At 68.9% G+C, this 22,815-nt stretch carries 18 protein-coding genes; 9 read left to right on the top strand and 9 right to left on the bottom strand.

All coding sequences use genetic code 11. From position 1 onward, the window contains the following. Window positions 1-48: 48 nt before the first annotated feature. Complete coding sequence (locus MYA_RS10425; RefSeq protein ID WP_011885618.1) at window positions 49-1,224, bottom strand: vWA domain-containing protein; 1,176 nt, start codon at window positions 1,222-1,224, stop codon at window positions 49-51. A gap of 21 nt (window positions 1,225-1,245) precedes the next feature. Then, the gene (locus MYA_RS10420; protein ID WP_014723414.1) at window positions 1,246-2,088 is read right to left on the bottom strand and encodes an AAA family ATPase; all 843 of its coding nucleotides are present in this window, start codon (window positions 2,086-2,088) and stop codon (window positions 1,246-1,248) included. Between the two features lie 245 nt (window positions 2,089-2,333). On the opposite strand from MYA_RS10420, the gene MYA_RS10415 reads away from it, so the two are divergent. Together MYA_RS10415 and MYA_RS10410 are read left to right on the top strand one after the other, a co-directional pair. After that, window positions 2,334-2,693 (top strand): c-type cytochrome, encoded by a 360-nt coding sequence (locus tag MYA_RS10415; protein ID WP_011885616.1) that lies wholly within the window; start codon window positions 2,334-2,336, stop codon window positions 2,691-2,693. Between the two features lie 40 nt (window positions 2,694-2,733). Next, window positions 2,734-3,093 carry a c-type cytochrome gene (locus tag MYA_RS10410; RefSeq protein WP_011885615.1) on the top strand — a complete coding sequence of 120 codons (360 nt, stop codon included), beginning with the start codon at window positions 2,734-2,736 and terminating at the stop codon, window positions 3,091-3,093. Window positions 3,094-3,190: 97 nt separating this feature from the next. Here MYA_RS10410 and MYA_RS10405 read toward each other — a convergent pair whose 3' ends face one another. Continuing rightward, the gene (locus MYA_RS10405) at window positions 3,191-3,739 is read right to left on the bottom strand and encodes a DUF1841 family protein (protein WP_374702171.1); all 549 of its coding nucleotides are present in this window, start codon (window positions 3,737-3,739) and stop codon (window positions 3,191-3,193) included. 135 nt (window positions 3,740-3,874) lie between these two features. Here MYA_RS10405 and MYA_RS10400 point away from each other — a divergent pair, with 135 nt between their 5' ends. Then, on the top strand, window positions 3,875-4,804 hold the full coding sequence (locus MYA_RS10400) for a DMT family transporter (protein WP_011885613.1): 930 nt from the start codon (window positions 3,875-3,877) through the stop codon (window positions 4,802-4,804). Window positions 4,805-5,032: 228 nt separating this feature from the next. On the opposite strand, the gene nth is transcribed toward MYA_RS10400, so the two are convergent. Both nth and rsxB read right to left on the bottom strand, forming a co-directional pair. Beyond that, window positions 5,033-5,677 (bottom strand): endonuclease III, encoded by a 645-nt coding sequence (nth, locus tag MYA_RS10395; RefSeq protein ID WP_014723413.1) that lies wholly within the window; start codon window positions 5,675-5,677, stop codon window positions 5,033-5,035. Beyond that, the gene (rsxB, locus tag MYA_RS10390; RefSeq protein WP_041493871.1) at window positions 5,674-6,546 is read right to left on the bottom strand and encodes an electron transport complex subunit RsxB; all 873 of its coding nucleotides are present in this window, start codon (window positions 6,544-6,546) and stop codon (window positions 5,674-5,676) included. The genes nth and rsxB overlap by 4 nt, the downstream gene beginning before the upstream one ends. Before the next feature lie 252 nt (window positions 6,547-6,798). On the opposite strand from rsxB, the gene MYA_RS10385 reads away from it, so the two are divergent. After that, the gene (locus MYA_RS10385) at window positions 6,799-7,431 is read left to right on the top strand and encodes a TetR family transcriptional regulator (protein WP_011885610.1); all 633 of its coding nucleotides are present in this window, start codon (window positions 6,799-6,801) and stop codon (window positions 7,429-7,431) included. A 102-nt stretch (window positions 7,432-7,533) separates the two neighbouring features. On the opposite strand, the gene MYA_RS10380 is transcribed toward MYA_RS10385, so the two are convergent. Both MYA_RS10380 and MYA_RS10375 read right to left on the bottom strand, forming a co-directional pair. Further along, on the bottom strand, window positions 7,534-9,054 hold the full coding sequence (locus MYA_RS10380) for a polyhydroxyalkanoate depolymerase (RefSeq protein ID WP_014723411.1): 1,521 nt from the start codon (window positions 9,052-9,054) through the stop codon (window positions 7,534-7,536). Between the two features lie 232 nt (window positions 9,055-9,286). After that, a complete protein-coding gene (locus tag MYA_RS10375) occupies window positions 9,287-11,116 on the bottom strand; it encodes a glycoside hydrolase family 15 protein (protein WP_014723409.1) in 1,830 nt (609 codons plus the stop codon). 165 nt (window positions 11,117-11,281) lie between these two features. Between MYA_RS10375 and MYA_RS10370 the strand changes: the two genes are divergently transcribed. Further along, window positions 11,282-12,529 carry a lactonase family protein gene (locus MYA_RS10370; RefSeq protein ID WP_080938684.1) on the top strand — a complete coding sequence of 416 codons (1,248 nt, stop codon included), beginning with the start codon at window positions 11,282-11,284 and terminating at the stop codon, window positions 12,527-12,529. 131 nt (window positions 12,530-12,660) lie between these two features. Here MYA_RS10370 and MYA_RS32110 read toward each other — a convergent pair whose 3' ends face one another. Next, window positions 12,661-17,652: a DNA translocase FtsK gene (locus MYA_RS32110; RefSeq protein ID WP_014723407.1), complete on the bottom strand. Its 4,992-nt coding sequence runs from the start codon at window positions 17,650-17,652 to the stop codon at window positions 12,661-12,663. 196 nt (window positions 17,653-17,848) lie between these two features. Continuing rightward, complete coding sequence (locus MYA_RS10360; RefSeq protein WP_014723405.1) at window positions 17,849-18,391, bottom strand: META domain-containing protein; 543 nt, start codon at window positions 18,389-18,391, stop codon at window positions 17,849-17,851. 201 nt (window positions 18,392-18,592) lie between these two features. Here MYA_RS10360 and purT point away from each other — a divergent pair, with 201 nt between their 5' ends. From purT to MYA_RS10340, 4 genes are all read left to right on the top strand, one after another. Continuing rightward, window positions 18,593-19,807: a formate-dependent phosphoribosylglycinamide formyltransferase gene (purT, locus tag MYA_RS10355; protein ID WP_011885604.1), complete on the top strand. Its 1,215-nt coding sequence runs from the start codon at window positions 18,593-18,595 to the stop codon at window positions 19,805-19,807. A gap of 17 nt (window positions 19,808-19,824) precedes the next feature. Continuing rightward, on the top strand, window positions 19,825-20,019 hold the full coding sequence (locus MYA_RS10350; RefSeq protein WP_011885603.1) for a DUF6726 family protein: 195 nt from the start codon (window positions 19,825-19,827) through the stop codon (window positions 20,017-20,019). Between the two features lie 86 nt (window positions 20,020-20,105). Next, window positions 20,106-20,498, top strand: a complete 393-nt coding sequence (locus MYA_RS10345) for an MliC family protein (protein WP_014723404.1) — start codon at window positions 20,106-20,108, stop codon at window positions 20,496-20,498. A 645-nt stretch (window positions 20,499-21,143) separates the two neighbouring features. Then, a complete protein-coding gene (locus MYA_RS10340; RefSeq protein WP_034194038.1) occupies window positions 21,144-22,691 on the top strand; it encodes a DEAD/DEAH box helicase in 1,548 nt (515 codons plus the stop codon). Window positions 22,692-22,815: the final 124 nt, after the last annotated feature.

The following is a 22,815-nucleotide window of genomic DNA, read 5'->3' as shown; positions in this document are numbered from 1 at the left end:
CGAGGGGGAGGCCGCCCGTGCGGCCTGCGGGTCTGCTGGGTGGGTTCGTTATTTGCTGAGCGTGCGCATCGCGGTTTCGAGGCCCGCGAGCGTGAGCGGATACATGCGCTGGCCGAGCACGTCGCGAATGATCGCGATCGACTGCCGGTATTCCCATAGCCGCTCGGGCTCCGGGTTCAGCCATGCATGGTGGGGGAACTGGTCGGCGAAGCGGCGCAGCCACACGGCGCCGGCCTCCGGGTTGTTGTATTCGACCGAGCCGCCGGGCTGCAGCACTTCGTACGGGCTCATCGTCGCGTCGCCGACGAAGATCAGCTTGTAGTCGGGCGTGAACTTGTGCAGCACGTCCCACGTCGCGGTGCGCTCCGACTGGCGCCGGCGATTGTTCTTCCACAGGTGGTCGTACACGCAGTTGTGGAAATAGTAGAACTCGAGGTGCTTGAACTCGGCCTTCGCAGCCGAGAACAGTTCTTCGGTGCGCTTGATGTGGTCGTCCATCGAGCCGCCGACGTCGAGCAGCATCAGCACCTTCACGTTGTTGTGGCGCTCGGGCACCATCCGCAGATCGAGCCAGCCGGCGTTCGCGGCCGTGCTGCGGATCGTGCCGGGCAGGTCGAGCTCCTCGGCCGCGCCTTCGCGCGCGAAGCGGCGCAGGCGGCGCAGCGCGACCTTGATGTTGCGCGTGCCGATCTCCACCGAGTCGTCGTAGTCGCGATACGCGCGCGCCTCCCACACCTTGACCGCGGTGCGGTTGCCGTTCGACGGGCCGCCGATGCGGATCCCTTCGGGGTTGTAGCCGCCGTGGCCGAACGGCGAGGTGCCGCCGGTGCCGATCCACTTGTTGCCGCCTTCGTGGCGCTCCTTCTGCTCGTCGAGCAGCGCCTTCAGGCGCGCCATCAGCTTGTCGAGCCCGCCCATCGCTTCGATCTGCGCCTTCTCGTCCGGCGACAGCTCGCGCTCGAGGCGCTTCTCGAGCCAGTCGAGCGGAATGTCGAACGCGTCGGACGGCAGCGCGGACACGCCGTGGAAATACGCGCCGAACGCCTGGTCGAACTTGTCGAAGTACTGCTCGTCCTTCACGAGCGTCATCCGCGCGAGGAAGTAGAACGCGTCGATCGACGGCGAGATCAGGCCGGCCTTCAGCGCTTCGAGCAGCGTCAGGTATTCCTTCACCGAGACGGGCAGCTTGGCTGCGCGCAGCGCGTAGAAGAAATTGAGCAGCATGGCCGGGCCTTCGCGCGTGGGTTACCGGTTGTGCCGGTTCATGTAGACGAGCCGCTCGAGCAGGCTCAGATCCTGCTCGTTCTTCAGCAGCGCGCCGGCGAGCGGCGGGACGATCTGCTTCGCGTCGGCGCCGCGCAGCGCGTCGGCGGGGATGTTCTCGGCGAGCAGCAGCTTCAGCCAGTCGAGCAGCTCGGACGTCGACGGCTTCTTCTTGAGGCCCGACACGCTGCGCAATTCGAAGAAACTCTGCATCGCGGCCTGCAGCAGCTCCTCGCGGATGTTCGGGAAGTGGACCGCGACGATCTTCTGCATCGTCGACGCATCGGGAAACTGGATGTAGTGGAAGAAGCAGCGGCGCAGGAACGCGTCGGGCAATTCCTTCTCGTTGTTCGACGTGATGATCACGAGCGGGCGATGCTTCGCGCGCACCGTCTCGCGCGTCTCGTACACGTGGAACTCCATGCGGTCGAGCTCGCGCAGCAGGTCGTTCGGGAATTCGATGTCGGCCTTGTCGATCTCGTCGATCAGCAGCACGCTCGGGCGCTCGGCGTCGAACGCCTGCCACAGCACGCCTTTCACGATGTAGTTCGCGATGTCCTTCACGCGTTCGTCGCCGAGCTGCGAGTCGCGCAGGCGCGAGACGGCGTCGTATTCGTACAGGCCCTGCTGCGCTTTGGTGGTCGACTTGATGTGCCACTGCAGCAGCGGCATGTCGAGCGCGGCGGCCACTTCCTCGGCGAGCATCGTCTTGCCGGTGCCGGGTTCGCCCTTGATCAGCAGCGGGCGCTGCAGCGTCAGTGCGGCGTTGACCGCGAGCTTCAGGTCGTCGGTGGCGACGTAGTGCGAGGATCCTTCGAAACGCATGGCGGCGCTCTTTTCTGGTCTCAAAAAAACCCAGTATAAGTCAGAAGGGCTGTCCGGTTGGCGCGCTCCCGCGTATCGTTGCCGGGGCTGCGGCGGGCCGGGCGCGGGCGCCGTGTGGACGCATTCCCCGCCGACGCGGTACAATCTGGCCGTTTTTTTTGGCCTGCGTGGCGACCGATAAGCAAAACGGCGCGGGCCGTTGCCGCTTCGGCGCCAGTTTCCCCTCAAGCTAGGTTACAAGAGCTATGAACAAATTCGTCGGCAAACACGTCGTTGTCGCGGCGCTCGTGGCGCTCGCGGGCAGCGCGCAGGCGGCCGGTGTGGTCGGCAACCCGAAGGACGGGGCGAGCAAGGCCGCCATGTGCATCGGTTGCCACGGCATCCAGGATTACCGCGCGGCGTACCCGGAGGTCTACCGGGTGCCCGTCCTCGGCGGCCAGAACCAGCAATATCTCGAGAACGCGCTGAAGGCCTACCGCAAGAAGGATCGTCACTTCCCGTCGATGAATGCGATCGCCGGTTCGCTGACGGATCAGGACATCGCGGATCTGGCGGCCTACTATGCCGCCCAGAAGGCCGACACGAAGGACAATCCCTACAAGTAAAGCGCGCGCCGCCGATCAGACCGGCGGGACAGGAGCATTCATGAACAACGCATTCAAGACGGCGGCGGTGGCACTGGCGGCCGGCCTCGCGATCGGTACCGCGCATGCGGCGGACACGACGAAGGGCAAGGAACTGGTCGAGTCGCACAACTGCGCGGCCTGCCACGGCGCGCAACTGAACAAGCCGATCAACGCCGAATATCCGCGCCTCGCGGGCCAGCACGCCGACTACCTCGTGTGGGCGATGCGCCAGTACCAGATGGGGCTGACGAACCCGCTGCTCGGCCGCAACAACGCGATCATGCAGGCGCAGGTGCAGAACCTGTCGGTGAGCGACATGAAGGACATCGCCGCCTACATCGAGTCGCTGAAAGAAACCGATCTCGTCTTCAAGAAGTAAGTGTGCCGGGCCGAGCGGCCCGTGCAGCGAAATACCCCGCGGCGGCGGGGTATTTTTTTGTCCGCGCGGCGGCCGGCGATCGCGCTGCGGCCCGCGGTCAGTCGCGCGACGCGCGGCGCAGGATGCGTTGCAGATAGGCGTCGGTGTCCGGCGGCGTGCCGGTGCGCTGCGCTTCCCAGATCGTCTCACCGAGACATTCCATGATCGTGTGCTGCGCTTCGTGCGTCGAGTCGAGCTTCGCGGCCAGCTTGTCGTGCGCGGCGCGGATGCCGGGCGGCTGGTCGATCGATAGCTGCTCGCTGATCGCGAGGTGCATCGACAGGTGCAGGAACGGGTTCGTGCGACCTTCCTCGGGCGTGTAGTTGCGCGCGGCGGCGCCGTCGGCGTCCGCGAGCTCGTCGTGGTATTCGGGGTGTTCGACGATCCAGTCGGCGGCCATCGCTTCCAGCGGCGTCAGGATCTCGCCTGCGCGCTGCTTGCGCCAGGTTTCGGTGAAAAAGCGACGGACTTCGTCGCGACTCGGATTGAACATGATCGGGGAGACGTCGTGATTCGGACGGCCTGATGCCGCGTCGCGCATTGTACGCCGGGTCGGCGAGCGGTGCTGGCGGGCGGTTGGGCGCGAGCGGAACGCGCGTTGCGGGATGCGGCGGGCGGCCGCGATTGGGTGCGCAGGCCGCGTTGGCCGCGCGCCTCGCAACGGATGAGCGGGGGCTAGGCTTGCGGACGCCGGACCGCTAGACTCCGTCGATCGCCGTCGTCGCGCTCGTTGCGCTCCATCATGTCCGCCACCGCCCGTTCATCGTCCGCCGCGCTGCGAGGCGCGTTCTATGTCGCGCTGTCCGCCGCCGCGTTCGGCGCGATGGCGATCTTCGGCCGCTATGCGTACGCGGCCGGCGTCGACGTGCTCGGTCTGCTGATCGTGCGGTTCGCGATCGGCGGCGTGATCCTCGCGGCGATTGCGCGGCGGCGGCGCGTTGCGTGGCCGCGCGGCCGTAGGCTCGCGCCGCTCGTCGCGATGGGCGCGCTCGGCTACGTCGGGCAATCGTTCTGCTATTTCAGTGCGCTTCAGCATGCGCAGGCGAGCCTCGTCGCGTTGCTGCTCTATCTGTACCCGGCCTTCGTCACGCTGCTCGCAGCATGGTGGCTCGGCGAGCGCCTGACGCGCGCGAAGGCCGTCGCGCTCGTGCTGTGCGTGGCCGGCTCGGCGCTGATGGTCGGCGGCGGGCACGGCGAGCCGCTCGGCATTGGGCTCGCGCTGGCGGCCGCGGTGATCTATTCGCTGTACATCGTCGGCGGCACGAAGGCGACACGCGGCGTCGATCCGCTCGCGACTACTGCGATCATCTGCCTGTCGGCCACCGCGACGCTCGTCGCGATCGCTGTCGTGCGAACGGCGGCGTTCGGCGCGCCGCCGCGCTGGCCTGCGACGGCCGGCGGCTGGGCGTCGATGCTGGCGATAGCGCTGGTCTCGACGGTCGCCGCGATGCTGGCGTTCTTCGCCGGCCTCGAGCGGCTCGGCGCCGCGCGCACGTCGATGCTGTCGACGCTCGAACCGGTCGTGACGGTCGCGCTCGCGGCGCTGCTGTTCGGCGAGGCGTTGTCGCCGCTGCAGTGGGCGGGCGGCATCGCGATTCTCGCGGCCGTGCTGGCGCTCGTGCGTGCGGGCGGCGCGGCGGTCGACGATACGACGGCGACGTCCAACGCGTAGCGGGGGGCGGAAGGGCGGCGGTGGTGCGGGTGGGGGCGGCGTGGTATGGCATGGCGCGAGATGTCGCGATACGGCACGGCGCAACACGGCACGGCCCAGAACGACTCGGCACGACAGCGGACGACAGCGGACGACAGCGCCCGACACCGCACCTCGCGACACGCGTGCCGCACCGCGTTCAATGCCGTGATGCACAGCCGGCCGGTACGATCTGCCGGCCGCCGACGTTCACTCGCTAGGCGGTGGCGTCTTCGGCCGGAACTCGCACAGCGGCTCGATCGCGCAGTGCCAGCATTCGGGCCGGCGCGCCTTGCACACATAGCGTCCGTGCAGGATCAGCCAGTGATGCGCGTCGTGCAGGAATTCCTTCGGCGTGAATTTCTCGAGCGCGGCTTCGACGGCCCGCACGTCCTTGCCGGGCGCCAGGCCCGTGCGATTCGCGACGCGGAAGATGTGCGTGTCGACCGCGATCGTCGGCTGGCCGAACGCGGTGTTCAGCACGACGTTGGCGGTTTTGCGGCCGACGCCCGGCAGGCTCTCGAGCGCCTCGCGATCGGCCGGCACCTCGCCGCCGTAGCGCTCGAGCAGGATATGGCAGGTGGCGACCACGTTCTTCGCCTTGGTGCGGTACAGGCCGATCGTCTTGATGTAGTCGGCCACGCCTTCCTCGCCAAGCGCGACGATTTGTCGCGGGGTGTTCGCAACCGGGAACATCTTGCGCATCGCCTTGTTGACCGACACGTCGGTCGCCTGCGCGGACAGCATCACGGCGATCAGCAGCTCGAACGGCGTCGTGTATTCAAGCTCGGTGGTCGGATGCGGATTCAGGCTTTGCAGCGTTTCGTAGATCGCGCGTCGTTTCGTGGCGTTCATGGACGGTTCTTGTCGGGCGGCGCGGACGCGCCGTTCCGGTCGTCGTGTTGTGCGTCGGGCGCCGCCGCTTCGCCGTCGCGCTGCGCGTGCTGCTCGGCGAGCCGCTTGCGGCGGGCTTCCGCCGCATCGATCTGCGCCTGCACGGCCGCGCTGACGTGTTCGGTGTTCTTCGGCGCCGCGCCTTGCTCGGCCAGCGCTTCCTTCTTCTGGCGTGCGCGTTCGAGCGCGGCGGCGATGATCGCGCGTTTCTTCGCGTCGGCGTCCTCGGCCGCCGCGCCCGGCGCTGCTTCGGCGGGCGCCGCCTTCGCTGCGCCGGCGCTCGCCGCGCGCCGGGCCGCCGCACGTGCTTCGGCGGCTTCGCGTTCGCGGCGCTGGCGGGCGAGCCGGCGATCGTGCCGCGCGCGCGCGGCATCAGCCTGCTCCTGCGACCATGCGTCCCAGCCCGTGCGATCGCCGGTCACGGGTACCATCGCGATGCAGTCGACCGGGCAGGGCGCCACGCACAGGTCGCAGCCGGTGCAGAGCGGCTCGATGATCGTGTGCATCTGCTTCGGCGCGCCGATGATCGCGTCGACCGGGCACGCCTGCAGGCACAGCGTGCAGCCGATGCACAGGCTTTCGTCGATGAATGCGATGGCGCGCGGATGCTCGGCGCCGTTCACCGGATTCAATGGAATCACCGGCTTGCCGAGCAGGCTCGCCAGGCGCGCGATGCCTTCGGCGCCGCCCGGCGGACACTGGTTGTAGTTCGCGTTGCCGGCGGCGATCGCTTCCGCGTATGGGCGGCAGCCGTCATAGCCGCACTTCGTGCATTGCGTCTGGGGGAGCAGATCTTCGAGGCGATCCGCGAGGGTCTTGGAATCGGTCACGGTGACAACGGGCGCGGCAGCGCCGAATGGCTTTCGGCCGCTGCGGCGCGGCCGGAAAGGTTTGCCAAACCTTGATTATCGCCGATTTCCCGCATTGCGCTGGACGCGCTCTGTGCGCATAATCGAACCGCTTTTTTGCAGGGGCTCAGCAGGAGGGCGGCCGCCCGCGGTGCGACCGTTCCAGGTTGCGCCGGCACCGAGGCGGTGGGGGTGCCGGTCCGGATCACGCGGCTCACATAGCAAAACGCCACCATGAATCAGCCAAAAATCAAAAGAGATCCTGAAGGTACACGCCGTCGCATCCTGATGGCGGCGGCCGAAGAGTTCGCGACTGGAGGGCTGTTCGGCGCGCGCGTCGACCAGATCGCGCGTCGCGCCGAGACCAACGAGCGCATGCTCTATTACTACTTCGGCAGCAAGGAGCAGTTGTTCACCGCTGTGCTCGAACACGCGTTCTCCGCGCTCACGGACGCCGAGCGCGTGCTCGATCTCGATGGCGTCGCACCGGTGGAAGCCGTCACGCGGCTCGCGCATTTCGTGTGGGATTACTACCGCGACCATCCGGAACTGCTGCGCCTCATCAACAACGAAAACCTGCACGAAGCGCGCTACCTGCACAAGTCGACGCGCATCCGCGAGATGATGTCGCCGATCGTCGCGACGCTCGGCAACGTGCTGACGCGCGGCCAGAAGGCCGGGCTGTTCCGCAACGACGTCGATCCGCTGCGCTTTTACGTGACGCTGTCGGGGCTCGGCTACTACATCGTGTCGAACCGCTTCACGCTCGCGGCGACGCTCGGCCGCGATTTCAGCGACACCGACGAGCGCGCCGAGATGGTCAGGATGAACACTGAAGTGCTGCTCGCCTATTTGCTGCGCCGCTGATGCGGTGCTCGCGGGCCGCGTCGCTGCGCTCGACCCGTGTAAAGAAAAACGCCGCCGTGCATGAAGCATCGGCGGCGTTTTTGCGTCGGCGCGCGGCGCGCGTCAGGCGGCCTTGCGCGCGCGAACCGACTTGGCGCGCGTGCCGGCCGCCCGCTTCGCGCCCGGTGCGGCCTTCGCGGCTACCGTCTTGGCCGGGGCGACGGTCGCAGCCGGCGTCTTCGGGCGCGAGCGTTTCGCGGCGGCGGCCGTCGTGCGCGTCGCCGTTTCGGGCTGGGGCTTGTCGGCGGGCACGGCGGCGAGCGGCGCTGCGGTCGTTCCGGTTGCTGCGGTCGATTCTACCGGCGCGTTGCCGGGCGTCTTCGTCGCGCCGTGTTTCGGCTCGGGAGCGTGCTCGCGAATGAAGTCGCGCAACTGCGGATAGATGATCGTGCGCCAGCGGCGGCCCGAGAAGATCCCGTAATGGCCGCATTTCTCGGCGGTCAGGCTGCGGCGGTCGTCCTGCGGAATGCCCATGCACAGCTCGTGCGCGACGTGGGTCTGGCCGCTGCCCGAGATGTCGTCGAGCTCGCCCTCGATCGTCATCAGCGCCGTGTGCTTGATGTCCTGCGGGCGCACGCGCTCGCCTTCGACGTCCCACGTGCCTTCGGCGAGCCGGAATTCCTGGAACACGACGCGGATCGTCTCGAGGTAATACTCGGCAGCCATGTCGAGCACCGCGTTGTACTCGTCGTAGAACTGGCGGTGCGCTTCGGCGTCGTCCTCGTCGCCGCGCAGCAGGCTCTGATAGAAGTCCCAGTGCGATTGCGCGTGACGTTCCGGGTTCATCGCGACGAAGCCCGTATGCTGCAGGAAGCCCGGATACACGTGGCGGCCTTCGCCCGGATAGTTCGCGGGCACCGTGTGGATCACGTTGTTCTCGAACCATGCGGTCGAATGCTGCGTCGCCAGCGAGTTCACCGACGTCGGGCTGCGGCGCGCGTCGATCGGGCCGCCCATCATCGTCATCGTGAGCGGCGTGTCCTCGCCGCGGCTCGCCATCAGCGAGATCGCAGCGAGCACCGGCACCGTCGGCTGGCACACGGAGATCACGTGCACGTTGCGCGCGCCGATGTGGCGGATGAACTCCTGGATGTACGCGATGTAATCGTGCAGATGGAACGGGCCGACTTCGACCGGCACCATCCGCGCGTCGATCCAGTCGGTGATGTACACCTTGTGATCCTGCAGCAGCGTGCGCACGGTGTCGCGCAGCAGCGTGGAGTGGTGGCCCGACAGCGGCGCGCAGACCAGCACGACCGGTTCGTCCTTCAGCTGCGTGACGGCGTCGGCGTCGTCCGCATAGCGCTTGAAGCGCAGCAGCCTGCAGAACGGCTTCTCGATGATCGTCTGCTCGACGATCGGGATGTTGTGGCCGTCCTTGACGATCTGGTGAATGTTGAATTCGGGCTTCTCGTAATCCTTGCCGAGCCGGTACAGCAACTCGTACGCGGCCGCCATCCGCGGCGCGCCGGGCATCAGCGAGAACGGGCTCGACGGGTTCGCAAAGGATTTCGATGCGGCCTGGGCCCAGGCCGTGAGCGGGCTCAGCATGGCCCGCTGGAATTCGTGCAGTTGATAAAGCATGCAGACTACTCCCGCGTGGGGGACGGTGCGCAGGGGCGGCGTGAGCGTCGCGGCGTGCCGTGTGGATCAGCGCCCGGCCATGTTGCGCTGCGGCCGGACAATCGAATCGATCATATCGGACAACCCTTCGTGCCGCAATGCAACATTTCCCTGATTTTTCATCAAATTTTTGTGAATTGACGATCTCTGAACAAGCCGCCGCCCGGCCCGTCGGCGCCCGCCAGCATCCCCTTCAGCGCCCGGTCGCCACGGCCGGCGCGGGCTGGCCGGCCGCGCGCGCCATCGCGTCTTCGTGGTGCATCAGGTTCATCGCGGTGTGCACCAGCGCCACGTGCGAGAACGCCTGCGGGAAGTTGCCGACGAGCCGGCCGTCGACGGGGTCGTATTCCTCGGCGAGCAGGCCGAGGTCGTTCGACAGCGCCAGCAGCCGGCTGAACAGCCGGTGCGCATCGTCGATCCGGCCGAGCAGCGCGTAGTTGTCGACCAGCCAGAAACTGCAGGCCAGAAACGTGCCTTCGCCGGGCGGCAGCCCGTCGTCGTATTCGGTCGTGCGGTAGCGCATCACGAGCCCGTCGTGCAGCAATTCCCGTTCGATCGCCTCGACCGTGCCGACGATGCGCGGATCTTCCGGCGGCAGGAAGCCCATGAGCGGCATCAGCAGCACGCTCGCGTCGAGCTCGTCGCTGCCGTAGCTCTGCGCAAACGCCTGTTTGCCTTCATGCCACGCGTTGTCGCAGACGTCGGCGTGGATGCGGTCGCGCAGTGCGCGCCAGCGGTCGAGCGAGCCGGGCAGACGGAACATTTCGGCCGACTTGATCGCGCGATCGAACGCGACCCACGCCATCACCTTCGAGAATGTGAAATGGCGGCGGCCGCCGCGCGTTTCCCAGATGCCTTCGTCGGGCTCCTGCCAGATTTTCTCGAGGTGGTCGAGCAGCGCGCACTGCACGGACCAGACGGTGTCGTCGGCCTGCAGGCCGCCCACGCGCGCCAAATGCAGCGCGGCCATCACCTCGCCGAACACGTCGAGCTGCAGCTGGTTCGCGGCACCGTTGCCGACCCGCACCGGCTTCGAATTCTGATAGCCGGGCAGCCAGTCGAGCTCCATTTCGGGGAGCCGGCGCTCGCCGGCGATCCCGTACATGATCTGGATCTGTTCGGGCGAGCCGGCCATCACGCGGCCGAGCCAGGAGCGCCACGCACGCGCCTCGTCGTAGTAGCCGCCGCGCATCAGCGCGAGCAGCGTGATCGTCGCGTCGCGCAGCCAGCAATAGCGGTAGTCCCAGTTGCGGTTGCCGCCGATCTTCTCGGGCAGCGACGTGGTCGGCGCGGCGACGATGCCGCCGGTCGGCTCGTAGGCGAGCGCCTTCAGCGTGAGCAGCGAGCGGCGCACGGCGGCCGCATAGCGGCCCTGCACCTGGCAGCGGCCCGACCATTCGAGCCAGTAATTCTCGGTGCGGGCGAGCATCGACAGCGGGTCGCGTGCGGGCGGCAGCCGCAGATGCGACGCCGCATAGCCGAGCGAGAACGGGATGCGCTCGTCGGCGCTGACCGTGAATTCCGCGAGCGTATGCAGATTGCGGCCGGTGAGCGGCACGGGCGTGCGCAGCACGACCGTATCGGGACCGGCGATTGCTTTCATGCCGTTCTCGCGGGACAGCTGCGTGACCCACGGAATCGAGAAGCCGTAGTCGAAGCGCAACACGAGCTCCATGCGCATCTTCATCGTGCCGTGCCGGCCGACGACGATCCGTACCAGCTCCGACCAGCCGTTGCCGGGCGGCATGAAGTCGACCACGGTGACGGCGCCGTCCGCGCTTTCGTAGTCGGTTTCGAGGATCAGCGTGTCGCCGCGATAGCGGCGTGTCGTGTGCGTGATCGCGGCGTCGGCGGCCGGCGCGAGCAGCCAGCGGCCATGCTCGGGCGTGCCGACCAGCGCCGCGAAGCAGGCGCCCGAATCGAAGCGGGGCCAGCACAGCCAGTCGACGGAGCCGTCTCGTGAAATCAGGGCAGCGGTGTGGCCGTCGCCGACGAGGGCGTAGTCTTCGATCAGGGCGGGCATGGGCAAGCGGTCCTTGGATATTCGAGTTCACAATGCAGGCAGCGGCGCTCGCGCTTCGCGTTCGGGCGCCGCGCCCCGTATACTCGGCCGGGCGGCGGAGCGCGTGAACGGCAGGCGTTTCGTCCTATCTCAACACTTGAAGCGACTCGATGCAAGGAGGATTGAATGCCCAACCGTTTACGCGAGCATGACGCACGCGCTGCGACACGAGGGTCCCCGCTTAGGCTCGCTCACTGGATGAAAGGTTTCGCACTCGTGCTGTCGCTGTCGGCGACCCACGCGTTCGCGCAGCAGGCGCCGGCCGCCGCCGACGGCGTCTACAACCTGCTCGTCGGCACCTATACGGGTCACGGCAGCGAAGGCATCTACGTGTACCGCTTCGATACGAAGACGGGCAGCGTCGCGCCCGTGTCGTCGGCCAAGACGGTGAATCCGTCGTATCTGTTGCCGAGCCGCGACGGCCGCACCGTGTATGCGGTCAACGAGCTGCCCGGTGACAACGGGCCGGCCACGCAGCGCGGCGGCATCAGCGCGTTCGGCTTCGATCCGAAGACCGGCACGCTCACCTTCATCGATCGCGTGTCGTCGGAAGGGAACGACCCGTGCTATCTGGCGCTCTCGCCGGACGGCAAGTACGTCGTGACTGCCAACTACTCGGTCGCGGCCGATCCGGGCGGCAGCTTCGCCGTATTCCCGGTGCGCGACGGCGGCGCGGTCGGCACGGCCGTGTTGACCGTGCACCACGAAGGCACCGGCCCCGTGAAGGGGCGGCAGGACGGCGCGCACGTGCATTCGACGGTGTTCTCGCCCGATGGGCGTTATCTGTTCGTGCAGGACCTCGGCGCCGACAAGATCTACGGCTACCGCTACACGGTCGACGGCAGCCGCGGGCTGATCAGTCCGACCGACACGCGCTACACGCCGGTGAAGCCGGGCTCGGGGCCGCGCCACATGGTGTTCGGCGCGGACGGCCGGTTCGCGTACGTGACGAGCGAGCTGAACGCGTCGGTCGAGGTGTTCGGCTATCACGACGGCAAGCTCACGCCGGTCCAGACGCTGCCGATGAGCGCGCCGGGCTTCAAGGGCAAGGTGGGCGGCGGCGCGATCCACGTGTCGCCGGACGGCCGCTTCGTCTACGCGAGCAATCGCGGCGACGCCAACGACATCGTGATCTACGCGGTGAACCAGGCCGACGGCCGGCTCAAGACGGTCGGCCGCCAGTCGAGCCTCGGCAAGACGCCGCGCGAATTCCTGATCGATCCGAGCGGCAAGTGGCTGATCGTCGGCAACCAGGACAGCGACACGTTCTACGTGTTCAGCCGCGACGTCGAGAGCGGGCAGCTCGGGCCGAATCCGCAGAAGGTCGCGGTCGGTAGCCCGGTCGACTTCAAGCTGGTGCCGGTCGAGCAATAACGCGCAGGCGATGTAAAAAGGGCGCTGCCGATCAGGTCGGCAGCGCCCTTTGCGTTTGTGGACTGGCGTCGCGGTGCGGGCCGCGGCCCGCCGGTGCGCTCGGCTTCGCCCCGTTCTTCGCCCCGTCTCGCTCAGTCGGCGGCGGCCGGCACGAGCACCTCGCGGCTGCCGTTGATCCCCATCGGCGACACGAGGCCGGCTGCTTCCATCTGTTCGACGAGACGCGCGGCGCGGTTGTAGCCGATGCGTAGCTGGCGCTGCACCGACGAGATCGACGCGCGCCGCGTGCGCACGACGAACGCGACGGCTTCGTCGTAGAGCGGATCGGCTTCCGCGTCGGGCGCATCGCCGAACAGGTCCTGCGTCGCGCCGTCGGCCGCGGGACCGTCGAGGATACCTTCCTCGTACTGCGGCTCGCCGAACTGCTTCAGGTATTCGACGATGCGGTGCACTTCCTCGTCGGCGACGAACGCGCCGTGCACGCGCTGCGGGTAGCCGGTGCCCGGCGGCAGGAACAGCATGTCGCCCTGGCCGAGCAGCGATTCGGCGCCCATCTGGTCGAGGATCGTGCGCGAGTCGATCTTCGACGACACCTGAAACGCGACGCGCGTCGGAATGTTCGCCTTGATGAGGCCGGTGATCACGTCGACGGACGGGCGCTGGGTCGCGAGGATCAGATGGATGCCGGCCGCGCGCGCCTTCTGCGCGAGCCGGGCGATCAGCTCCTCGATCTTCTTGCCGGCGACCATCATCAGGTCGGCCAGCTCGTCGATCACGACGACGATCAGCGGCAGCGTCGACAGCGGTTCCGGATCGTCGGGCGTCAGCGAGAACGGGTTGCCGATCTTCTTTTCCTTTGCCTCGGCGTCGCGGATCTTCTGGTTGAAGCCCGCGAGGTTGCGCACGCCGACGGCCGACATCAGCCGGTAGCGCTTCTCCATTTCGCCGACGCACCAGTTCAGCGCGTTCGCCGCGAGCTTCATGTCGGTGACGACGGGCGCGAGCAGGTGCGGGATGCCCTCATAGACCGACAGCTCGAGCATCTTCGGATCGATCATGATGAGCCGCACTTCCTCCGGCGTCGCCTTGTACAGCAGCGACAGGATCATCGCGTTGATCGCGACCGACTTGCCCGAGCCGGTCGTGCCGGCGACCAGCATGTGCGGCGCCTTAGCCAGATCGGTGACGACCGGATGGCCGGTGATGTCCTTGCCCATCGCGATCGTCAGCTGCGACGTCGAATGCTGGTACTGACGCGATTCGAGAATCTCCGACAGGCGGATCATCTGGCGCTTCGCGTTCGGCAGCTCGAGGCCCATGCAGGTCTTGCCGGGAATCGTCTCGACGACGCGGATCGACGTGAGGCCGAGCCCGCGCGACAGGTCCTTCATCAGGCCGACGATCTGGCTGCCGCGCACGCCGAGCGCGGGTTCGATCTCGAAGCGCGTGATCACCGGGCCCGCCGACGCGCCGACGACCGTCACCGGCACCTTGAACTCCTGCAGGCGCTGCTCGATCACCTGGCCGGTCTGCGCGAGGTGTTCTTCCGAGATGGGCTCGATGTCGTCCGATGCCGGCTCGAGCAGGTCGAGCGTCGGCAGCTCGACGTTGAAGGACGCGGGCGCGTGGAATTCGAACGCGTTCGGACGCGGCGGGCGGGTTGGGGTGGTCGCGGCTTCCGCTTCGGCGTCGGGTGGCGTGGCCGGTTCCGCGGGGGCGGCGTTTGCGGCGGACGATGCGGGTGCGTCGGTCGGTGCTACGGCTTGGGCGAAGGTGACGGTGGCCGGTGTGGGCACTGCTGCCATTGCCGTAGCAGCGGCAGGCTGGGCGGCCGCCGCCGCGGGCGCGGTGCCGGCCAGCATGGCGCCGGGGAGCGATGCAGCGGTGAGCGTCGGCAGTGCGGCGCCGACGGGCGCGGCCGTCGACGTCGCGATCGTTGCTGCGGGCATCGGGTTGGTCGGCGACGAAGTAGCGGGCGCCGGCGTGCCGGTGTACGAATGAGCCTGCGGCGTCGTTGTGGGTGCGATCACGCGATCCGGAGCCGCAGCGTCGAGCGGCGCGTGGGAAACGGTGAAGGATGACGTGGGCGCTGCTGCCTGAGTCGAGGACGGCGGTGCCGCGAATGGCGCAATCGCTGCGGTCGGCGTCATAGATGTCATTGACGCGGGCGTACCGCTCGCCGTCGATGTGCCGCCAAATGCAGCGGTCGACCCGAACGTGGGCGTGGCCGTACCGACGGCAGCAAGTGCGCCCGCAGACGGAGCCGGCGCGATGCTGGCGCTTGGCGCTTGCGTTGCATGTGTCTGCGTGGCGGACTCGGCCGGTGTATCGACCGCCGGCGCGTCTGGCGTGCGGCTCGCGTGGGATGCCGACTCCGTGGCCGATGCAGGCGACGCGCCGGTGGCTGCGCGCTCCGTCGACATCGAGAACGATGCGGCCGTCTGCGTCACGGGAACGTTTGCCGTCGGATGCAAGACCGTCGAGCCGAGGGCGGCGGGGAGCGATGCGGTCGCAACGGCCGACATCGGCTCGGCGGCGCGCATCGCGGACTGCGCCGACGCATCGGTCGAAGGTGCGCGGGCAGGCGTCGCCGGTGCGATCGGCGATGCGAACGCGCGCGCCGCGGAAGCGGCGGTGTCGCTAGTCGTTGCCGTGGCGGGCGGGGTAGTCGATACGGTCGATGCGGTGTTGGGCGTGTGGCTGCCGGATTCGTACGGGCTTCCGGGCATGCTGGCGCGCGCCGGGGATGCTGCGGACGGTATTGGCGACGCGGGCGTTGCAAACGATGCGGGCAGACTCGGCGCGATGGGCGCTTCCGAGGACACTGCCGCTGCAGGCGACGCCGATGCGGCCATCGCCGCGGCCGATTCCAGCGACGCTGACGGGCTCGGCGCGATGGGCGCTTGCGACGACGCTGCCGCTGCAGGCGACGCCGACGCCGCAGGTGCCGCGGGCGTTGCAAACGATGCGGGCAGACTCGGCGCGACGGGCGCTTGCGACGACGCTGCCGCTGCAGGCGACGCCGACGCGGCTGATGCCGTGGGCGTTGCAAACGATGCGGACAGACTCGGCGCGCCGGGCGCTTGCGACGGAGCTGCCGCTGCATGCGATGCCGACGCGGCCATTGCCGCGGGCGTTGCAAAAGATGCGGACAGACCCGGCGCGACGGGCGCTTGCAACGACGCTGCCGCTGCAGGCGACGCCGACGCGTCCGCAGTCGGCGAAGCCGGCATAAATGCGTTCAGCGCTCCGTGCGCAATTTGTTTCGCGGGTTCGGGCGTCCCTGCCATACCGTCGTTCGCGTCGACGAATCGGGCGATATCGGCGCTAACCGCTGGTTGCGCGACGGCCCCGTCGCTGCTGCCAGCGCCCGCGCGGTCGACGTCACGACCCGACGCATTCGCCGACGGCGTACCGGCGATCGAACCAGCTCCGTCGACATCGCGAGTCGCCATCCCTTCCTGCACCTGGCGTGCCGAAATCGGTTGCGACTGCGACGTATCCAATGCGGAACTGGGCGTGTCGACGACGTCTTCCCAGGGCGCAACGTCGATCGGTGCATGGGATTCCGGCGCGGCAGCGCCGTTGACGGCATGTTCGCGTTCGCTGCCCGGACGGTCTGCGTGCGCGTGCGTTTCGACGCCGGGCGCTTTCGGCGCGTCCTGCGCTGGCTGATCGACGAGCCAGGAGCTGATGTCCACGATGGGAGCGTGCGCGCCCGAGCCTAATGGCATGAACGCATCCAGCACGATCGGTTCGCTGTCGGCGGAAGCAGCGGAAGCACCGGGAGCCGATGTGGACGCAGATGCGGTTGCGAGCGCATCCGCCCGTCCGACGTCGTGCGGGGCGACCGGATGCCCATCCGAAGCGAGGGCGCCCGACGCGGCAACGGAGGCCGACTCGGACGCAACCACGCCGCCTGCCACACCAACCGCACCAACCGCACCACCCGCCGCGACTGTCGCCTCGCTCCCCGAACTGCCAGCCGCTGCTGCCGTACCCGCCGCATTCCCCGGCCGCACCCCATCCAGCGCCGCCCACTGCGCGGTGCTGGCTTCGATCGAGCGCAGCGTGTCGTGAACGCTCGGCGCCGGCGTGATCGGTTCTGCGGGCTGCTGCACCCACGCGTAAAGCGGTGCGCGGGCGGGCGTCGGCGGCGCGGGGCGGCGCCGTGCCGGGTCAGCAGCCGGGCCGGCGGCGGCTCCCGTCGCCGGACGCGCGGCCGTGCGCGGCGGCGTCGCACCAACCGGGCGCGGCGCGACCGTGGCGCGCGGCGTGCTCGGCTGCTTCGACGCCGCCACGGCTGCCGTCGCGGCTGCAGCGGCAGCTGGCCGCGCGGCGGTCGGTTGCGGTCGAACCGGCTGGAACCCGGCCGGCAGCGGCGCCGGATTCGGGCGCGGCCCCTGCGCGTTCGCGGCGGCGCGCGCGAGGCTGGCGGTGCTGCCGGTCGTCGGCGGCGGCATCGCGCTCGGCGTAGCCGGGACGGGCGGCGCCGGCATGCGCTTGGCCGGCGTCGGCTTCAGCCATCCCGACGGCGCGACCGGCTCCGCCAGGGGGCGCGCCGCGGCCTTGTTGCGCGGTTTCGGCCGGGCCTGCGGATCGGGCTTCCACAACGTCGGGCGCGAATACCGCCCGTTCTGGCGCGGCGCCATCGAATTGACCGTATGGGCGGTCGTCGGCTGCACGATGTCGTCGTCGCGATGCAGCGCGCCGCGCGGCAGGTCGGCGACGCTGCGCACGTCGTCGTCCGCGACGTCGCGCGCGAGCTTCACGCCGAACGACGCGTCGACCCACGCGGCGAACTGGCGCCAGCGAATGCCGGTCAGCCACGGCAAGCCGGCGAGCAACAGCACGACCATCGCGACCGGCGTGCCGATCGGGCCGAGCACGTGGGCGAAGCCGGCGGAGAGCGCATGGCCGAGCGCGTTGGTGTCCGGGCCGGACAACGGGCTCGTCAGCGCGCAGCTCGCGACGAACACCGCCGCGAAGCCGATCCAGAGGCGAATCGAGCCGCGGCCGGCGAGGCCGCCGCCGCCGGGCAGCATCGCCTGAACGAGACGCCAGAAGAGAAGGAGGAACCAGACGGCGGAGATGCCGAACCAGCCGAAGACTACCGTGTGCATGCTTTGATGAAACAGGAAGAAGGGCGGGGCGCGGTGCGCGATCCGCCGAGTTTAACCGGCCGACGAACGAGATTGACGAGACTGACAGCGCGCCGGCGCAACATGAAGACGGCGAGGCCGGTTCAGGCTGCGCGACGCATGGATTCGAGGCCGCGCGACGCGGCGGCGCATGGCCCGCCCGCGCTCGGGCGCCGCATCAGCCGCCCCGACGCGTGAAGGTGAGCGTCTCGCCGGCTTCGGTCACGATCTGCAATTGCTGCGGCTCGCGCATCTGCACGCCGGTCTTCTGCACGTGGGCGAGCGCATCGAGGTACGCATGCTCGAGCTGGCCGCCCAGCGCGTTCGGACACGCCATGCGCGTGCCGGCGAGCGGCCCGAAGCTGAGCAGCCCGTTCTTGATCGCGTAGGTGCCCATATAGCGGTTGCAGCCCGAAAAGCCGCTCGCGCGCCGCACGCCCGACTCGGTCGACAGCGCGAGCCTGATCGGCTCGCCGTTGTCGCCGTGCGGAATCGTGCGCGGCGTGCCGTCGGCGGCGGCCCAGCTCGTGAGTTCCCAACTCGTGTCGTCGAGCAGCTGGACGGCGGCCGGATTGTACGGGTCGGGCGCGGGGGCGGCGGAATCGGGGTGGGTCGGCATCGCACAGGCGGCGAGAAGCGTGGCAAGCGTCAACGCGCAGAGCGGCGCGCGCAACGGGCGAAGCAGGCCGGTGCGTGCGCGGGCGGCGGACAGGTGGGACATGAGCCTCGTTCCTCTACGGATTCTGATCAAGGCGTAAGAGTAACGCACCGGCCCCGCGCGAGGCGAGCCGACACTTCGTGCGCGAAAACGTTCGCGCCCGCCCGGGCCGGCCACGCGGCGACGAAACGGGCCGAAGCGCCGACGGTGCGCGTGTTAACATCGACGCCGTTTCGTCCTCCAACAGAACCAGCGGGAAATCACATGCAGATCGGTCAGCGGCTCGGTACGCCGCTTTCACCTTCGGCCACGCGCGTCATGCTGCTCGGCGCGGGCGAACTCGGCAAGGAAGTCATCATCGCGTTGCAGCGCCTCGGCGTCGAAGTCATCGCCGTCGACCGCTATCCGGACGCGCCGGGCCATCAGGTCGCGCATCGCGCCCACGTGATCGACATGACCGACGCGGCTGCGCTGCGCGCGCTGGTCGAGGCCGAGCGCCCGCATCTGATCGTCCCCGAGATCGAGGCGATCGCGACCGACGCGCTCGCGGCCATCGAGGCGGCCGGCCTGGCCGAGGTGATCCCCACCGCGCGCGCGACGCAGCTCACGATGAACCGCGAGGGCATCCGCCGGCTCGCCGCCGAGGAGCTCGGGCTCGCGACCTCGCCGTACGCGTTCGCCGATTCGTTCGACGCCTTCAGCGCAGCGGTCGCGAAGATCGGGATGCCGTGCGTCGTGAAGCCGGTGATGTCGTCGTCGGGCAAGGGGCAGTCGGTGGTACGCAGCGAGGCCGACGTGAAGGCCGCGTGGGACTACGCGATGGCCGGCGGCCGCGTGAACCACGGGCGCGTGATCGTCGAGGGCTTCATCGATTTCGACTACGAGATCACGCAGCTGACCGTCCGTGCGATCGACCCGGCCACGCTGGCGACGCGCACCTACTTCTGCGAGCCGGTCGGCCACGTGCAGGTGGCGGGCGACTACGTCGAATCGTGGCAGCCGCAGCCGATGAGCGCGGCCGCGCTGCAGAAGTCGCGCGACATCGCGCACAAGGTGACCGAGGCGCTCGGCGGGCGCGGGCTGTTCGGCGTCGAGCTGTTCGTGCGCGGCGACGACGTCTGGTTCTCCGAGGTGAGCCCGCGGCCGCACGACACGGGCCTCGTCACGCTCGCGTCGCAACGCCAGTCGGAATTCGAGCTGCACGCCCGCGCGATCCTCGGGCTGCCGGTCGATCCGACGCTCGGCTCGCCGGCTGCGTCGGCGGTGATCTACGGCGGCCTCGACGAGCGCGGCATCGCGTTCGAAGGCGTGCGCGACGCGCTCGCCGTGCCGGGCGCCGACCTGCGCCTGTTCGGCAAGCCCGAGAGCTTCGTGAAGCGGCGCATGGGCGTCGCGCTCGCGACCGGGGCGAACGTCGACGAAGCCCGCGAGCGCGCGAAGCGCGCGGCGGCGGCCGTGCGGCCCGTGTCGTCGCGCTGACCGCCCGGGAGCGCGCGATGGCATCCAGATTGTCACGGCTCGGTCGGATCGCGACGCTCGGCGCCGCGCTCGCGCTGCTCGCGAGCCTGGCCGGCTGCGGCGTCGCGGCCGCGCCGTGCCGGATCGCATCGGCCGGGCTGAAGATCGTCCCGCTGGTCGGTCATGTGGCTGCCGCGCCGACCGACGCATGCGCCGACGTCATCGATCCATGATGGCCCGGGCGTCGGGCGTCGACGCGTCGTCTCCGACCAGCGCACGCCGCGTGCGTGCGTTCTCACCGTCTCATCCAAGGACCAGCATGATTCGCCAAACCTTCGTCGCGCTGGCGCTGGCCGGCGCCGCCGTTTCCGCTGCTTCGGCTGCGCATGCGGCGCAACTGACCGTCGAGGAGATCGACGCCGATGCGCGCCAGCCGACCGTGTACCAGTGCGCGAACGAGAAGCAGCCGCTGCGCGTGTCGTATTGGCGCGCCGGCAACGGCCAGAGCTTCGCGCTCGTGCCGGTCAACGGGCAGCAGATGCTGTTCGTCGACACCGTCTCGGGGTCGGGCGTGCGCTATCAGGCCGGCCGCTATACCTGGTGGACGAAGGGCAGGGAGGCGACGTTGCGCGACGAGATCGCCGATCCGAATGCCGCGCCGATGCTCGGCGACTGCGTGCAGGTCGACAAGAAGAAAAAGAAGAAGGGTTGAACGGTGCGGGGTTGCTGGTCGGCGGGGGCGGTTGATCGGCCTGGCGCGCCGCGGTGCGCGAAGGTAGGTGACCGCAGCGGCATGCGCGGTGCGCGACGGGGACTGGCCGCAGCGGCGCGGGTTCGAGCGATCCCAGCGCCACCAGCGACCCGGCGACTCAGCGACCCAGCGACCCAGCGACCCAGCGACCGGAGCGCCCCCGAGAGTCCCGAGAGTCCCGAAAGTCCCGAAAGTCCCGAAAGTCCCGAAAGTCCCGAAAGTCCCGAAAGTCCCGAAAGTCCCGAAAGTCCCGAAAGTCCCGAAAGTCCCGAGAGTCCCGAGAGTCCCGAGAGTCCCGAGCCCCCGAGTCCCCGAGTCCCCGAGTCCCCGAGCCCCATACGGCCCCGAATCTCATCCATCGCCCGATCGGAATGTTTTGCCCGCGCGACGCCTTGTCGGCGTACATGACAAACCGGCGCGGGAGCCCATTCGCAGCGTTGTCACGGACAGATTCCGGCTCAGTGCTACAATATGTCCCTTTCCGCCGGCATTCGCGCCGAACGGAGTCCGCACGACCTGTGGCGCCCGATGTTCGATGTGAACCGGCCCCGGGCGCCAGAGCGGCGTCGCGCGGCGCGCCGCGGCTCCGTCTACTTCCGAAATGTGATGAGCGCAGGCCCGGCCGGCCTGACGCACGATGTCCCCGCCGCGCCTTTTGAGCGAAACGCCACCATGTCCGATTCTGTCGCCAAGCCTGCCGACGCAACCTTCGATCAATTCGGCCTCGCGCCCGATATCCTGAAAGCCATCGTCGAGCAGGGCTATACGACGCCGACGCCGATCCAGGCGCAGGCCATTCCGGTCGTGCTCGCCGGCCGCGACGTCATGGGCGCCGCGCAAACGGGCACCGGCAAGACCGCGAGTTTCTCGCTGCCGATCATCCAGCGGCTGCTGCCGCACGCCAGCACGAGCGCGTCGCCGGCGCGCCATCCGGTGCGCGCGCTGATCCTCACGCCGACGCGCGAGCTCGCCGACCAGGTCGCCGCGAACGTGCATGCGTACGCGAAGCACACGGCGCTGCGCAGCGCGGTCGTGTTCGGCGGCGTCGACATGAATCCGCAGATGGCCGAGCTGCGCCGCGGCGTCGAGATCCTGATCGCGACGCCGGGCCGCCTGCTCGATCACGTTCAGCAAAAGACGGCGAACCTCGGCCAGGTCCAGATGCTCGTGCTCGACGAAGCCGACCGGATGCTCGACATGGGCTTCCTGCCCGACCTGCAGCGCATCCTGAACCTGCTGCCGAAGGAGCGTCAGACGCTGCTGTTCTCCGCGACGTTCTCGCCGGAAATCAAGAAGCTCGCGTCGACCTACCTGCGCAACCCGCAGACGATCGAAGTCGCGCGCAGCAACTCGACCAACGCGAACGTCACGCAGATCGTCTACGACGTCGCCGAAGGCGACAAGCAGGCGGCCGTCGTGCAGTTGCTGCGCGGGCGCGGGCTCAAGCAGGTGATCGTGTTCTGCAACAGCAAGATCGGCGCGAGCCGGCTCGCGCGCAATCTCGAGCGCGACGGCGTGGTGGCCTCGGCGATCCACGGCGACAAGTCGCAGATCGAGCGGATGCAGGCGCTCGACGCGTTCAAGCGCGGCGAGATCGAGGCGCTGGTCGCGACCGACGTGGCCGCGCGCGGGCTCGACATCGCCGAACTGCCGGCCGTGATCAACTTCGACCTGCCGTTCAACGCGGAAGACTACGTGCACCGGATCGGCCGCACGGGCCGCGCCGGGGCGACGGGCGACGCGCTGTCGCTGTGCAGCCCGAACGAGCGCAAGCAGCTCGCCGATATCGAGAAGCTGATCAAGCGTCCGCTCGAAGTGCAGACGCTCGCACTCGACAAGCCGGCCCGCCATCGTCACGACGAGCGCGGTGAGCGCAATGAGCGCGGCGAACGTAGCGAGCGCGGCGGCCGTCGCGACCGCGACGAGCATCGCGGTGCGTCGGCGCGTCGTTCAGGCAGCGCCGAGCGCGGTGGTCATCATCGCCGCCACGACGCGCCGGTCGACGATTTTTTCCTGAAGCCGTACGAACCGTCGACGCCGGCGCAGCAACCCGAGGAGACGACGTCCGTCCAGCAGCCCGAGAAGAAAGGGCCGAAGCGGCAGGTCGCCGCGCTGCTCGGCGGGTTCGGAATGCCGCGCAAGCCTTCCGCATAAGCGGTCGGTTCAGGCAGTCGCCGCGGCGCGCGAGCGCCGTGGCAGCAACGGGTGCATGCGACGCGCATGCACCCGTTTTTCATTGGGCCAAGGGTTTGCGGCGGCGCGGCGCAGCGATGCGCAA

Source organism: Burkholderia sp. KJ006 (genome assembly GCF_000262695.1).
Classification (GTDB): Bacteria; Pseudomonadota; Gammaproteobacteria; order Burkholderiales; family Burkholderiaceae; genus Burkholderia; species Burkholderia vietnamiensis.
The sequence above is the reverse complement of the archived record's forward strand: the minus strand, read 5'-3'. Positions and strand labels throughout refer to the sequence as shown.

What these genes read in the sequence shown, in the direction of transcription:
- MYA_RS10425 (WP_011885618.1), bottom strand. Translation starts at nt 1,224, where the DNA reads ATGCTGCTCAATTTCTTCTACGCGCTGCGCGCAGCCAAGCTGCCCGTC.
- MYA_RS10420 (WP_014723414.1), bottom strand. Translation starts at nt 2,088, where the DNA reads ATGCGTTTCGAAGGATCCTCGCACTACGTCGCCACCGACGACCTGAAG.
- MYA_RS10415 (WP_011885616.1), top strand. Translation starts at nt 2,334, where the DNA reads ATGAACAAATTCGTCGGCAAACACGTCGTTGTCGCGGCGCTCGTGGCG.
- MYA_RS10410 (WP_011885615.1), top strand. Translation starts at nt 2,734, where the DNA reads ATGAACAACGCATTCAAGACGGCGGCGGTGGCACTGGCGGCCGGCCTC.
- MYA_RS10400 (WP_011885613.1), top strand. Translation starts at nt 3,875, where the DNA reads ATGTCCGCCACCGCCCGTTCATCGTCCGCCGCGCTGCGAGGCGCGTTC.
- nth (WP_014723413.1), bottom strand. Translation starts at nt 5,677, where the DNA reads ATGAACGCCACGAAACGACGCGCGATCTACGAAACGCTGCAAAGCCTG.
- MYA_RS10385 (WP_011885610.1), top strand. Translation starts at nt 6,799, where the DNA reads ATGAATCAGCCAAAAATCAAAAGAGATCCTGAAGGTACACGCCGTCGC.
- MYA_RS10380 (WP_014723411.1), bottom strand. Translation starts at nt 9,054, where the DNA reads ATGCTTTATCAACTGCACGAATTCCAGCGGGCCATGCTGAGCCCGCTC.
- MYA_RS10375 (WP_014723409.1), bottom strand. Translation starts at nt 11,116, where the DNA reads ATGCCCGCCCTGATCGAAGACTACGCCCTCGTCGGCGACGGCCACACC.
- MYA_RS10370 (WP_080938684.1), top strand. Translation starts at nt 11,282, where the DNA reads ATGCCCAACCGTTTACGCGAGCATGACGCACGCGCTGCGACACGAGGG.
- MYA_RS32110 (WP_014723407.1), bottom strand. Translation starts at nt 17,652, where the DNA reads ATGCACACGGTAGTCTTCGGCTGGTTCGGCATCTCCGCCGTCTGGTTC.
- MYA_RS10360 (WP_014723405.1), bottom strand. Translation starts at nt 18,391, where the DNA reads ATGTCCCACCTGTCCGCCGCCCGCGCACGCACCGGCCTGCTTCGCCCG.
- purT (WP_011885604.1), top strand. Translation starts at nt 18,593, where the DNA reads ATGCAGATCGGTCAGCGGCTCGGTACGCCGCTTTCACCTTCGGCCACG.
- MYA_RS10350 (WP_011885603.1), top strand. Translation starts at nt 19,825, where the DNA reads ATGGCATCCAGATTGTCACGGCTCGGTCGGATCGCGACGCTCGGCGCC.
- MYA_RS10345 (WP_014723404.1), top strand. Translation starts at nt 20,106, where the DNA reads ATGATTCGCCAAACCTTCGTCGCGCTGGCGCTGGCCGGCGCCGCCGTT.
- MYA_RS10340 (WP_034194038.1), top strand. Translation starts at nt 21,144, where the DNA reads ATGAGCGCAGGCCCGGCCGGCCTGACGCACGATGTCCCCGCCGCGCCT.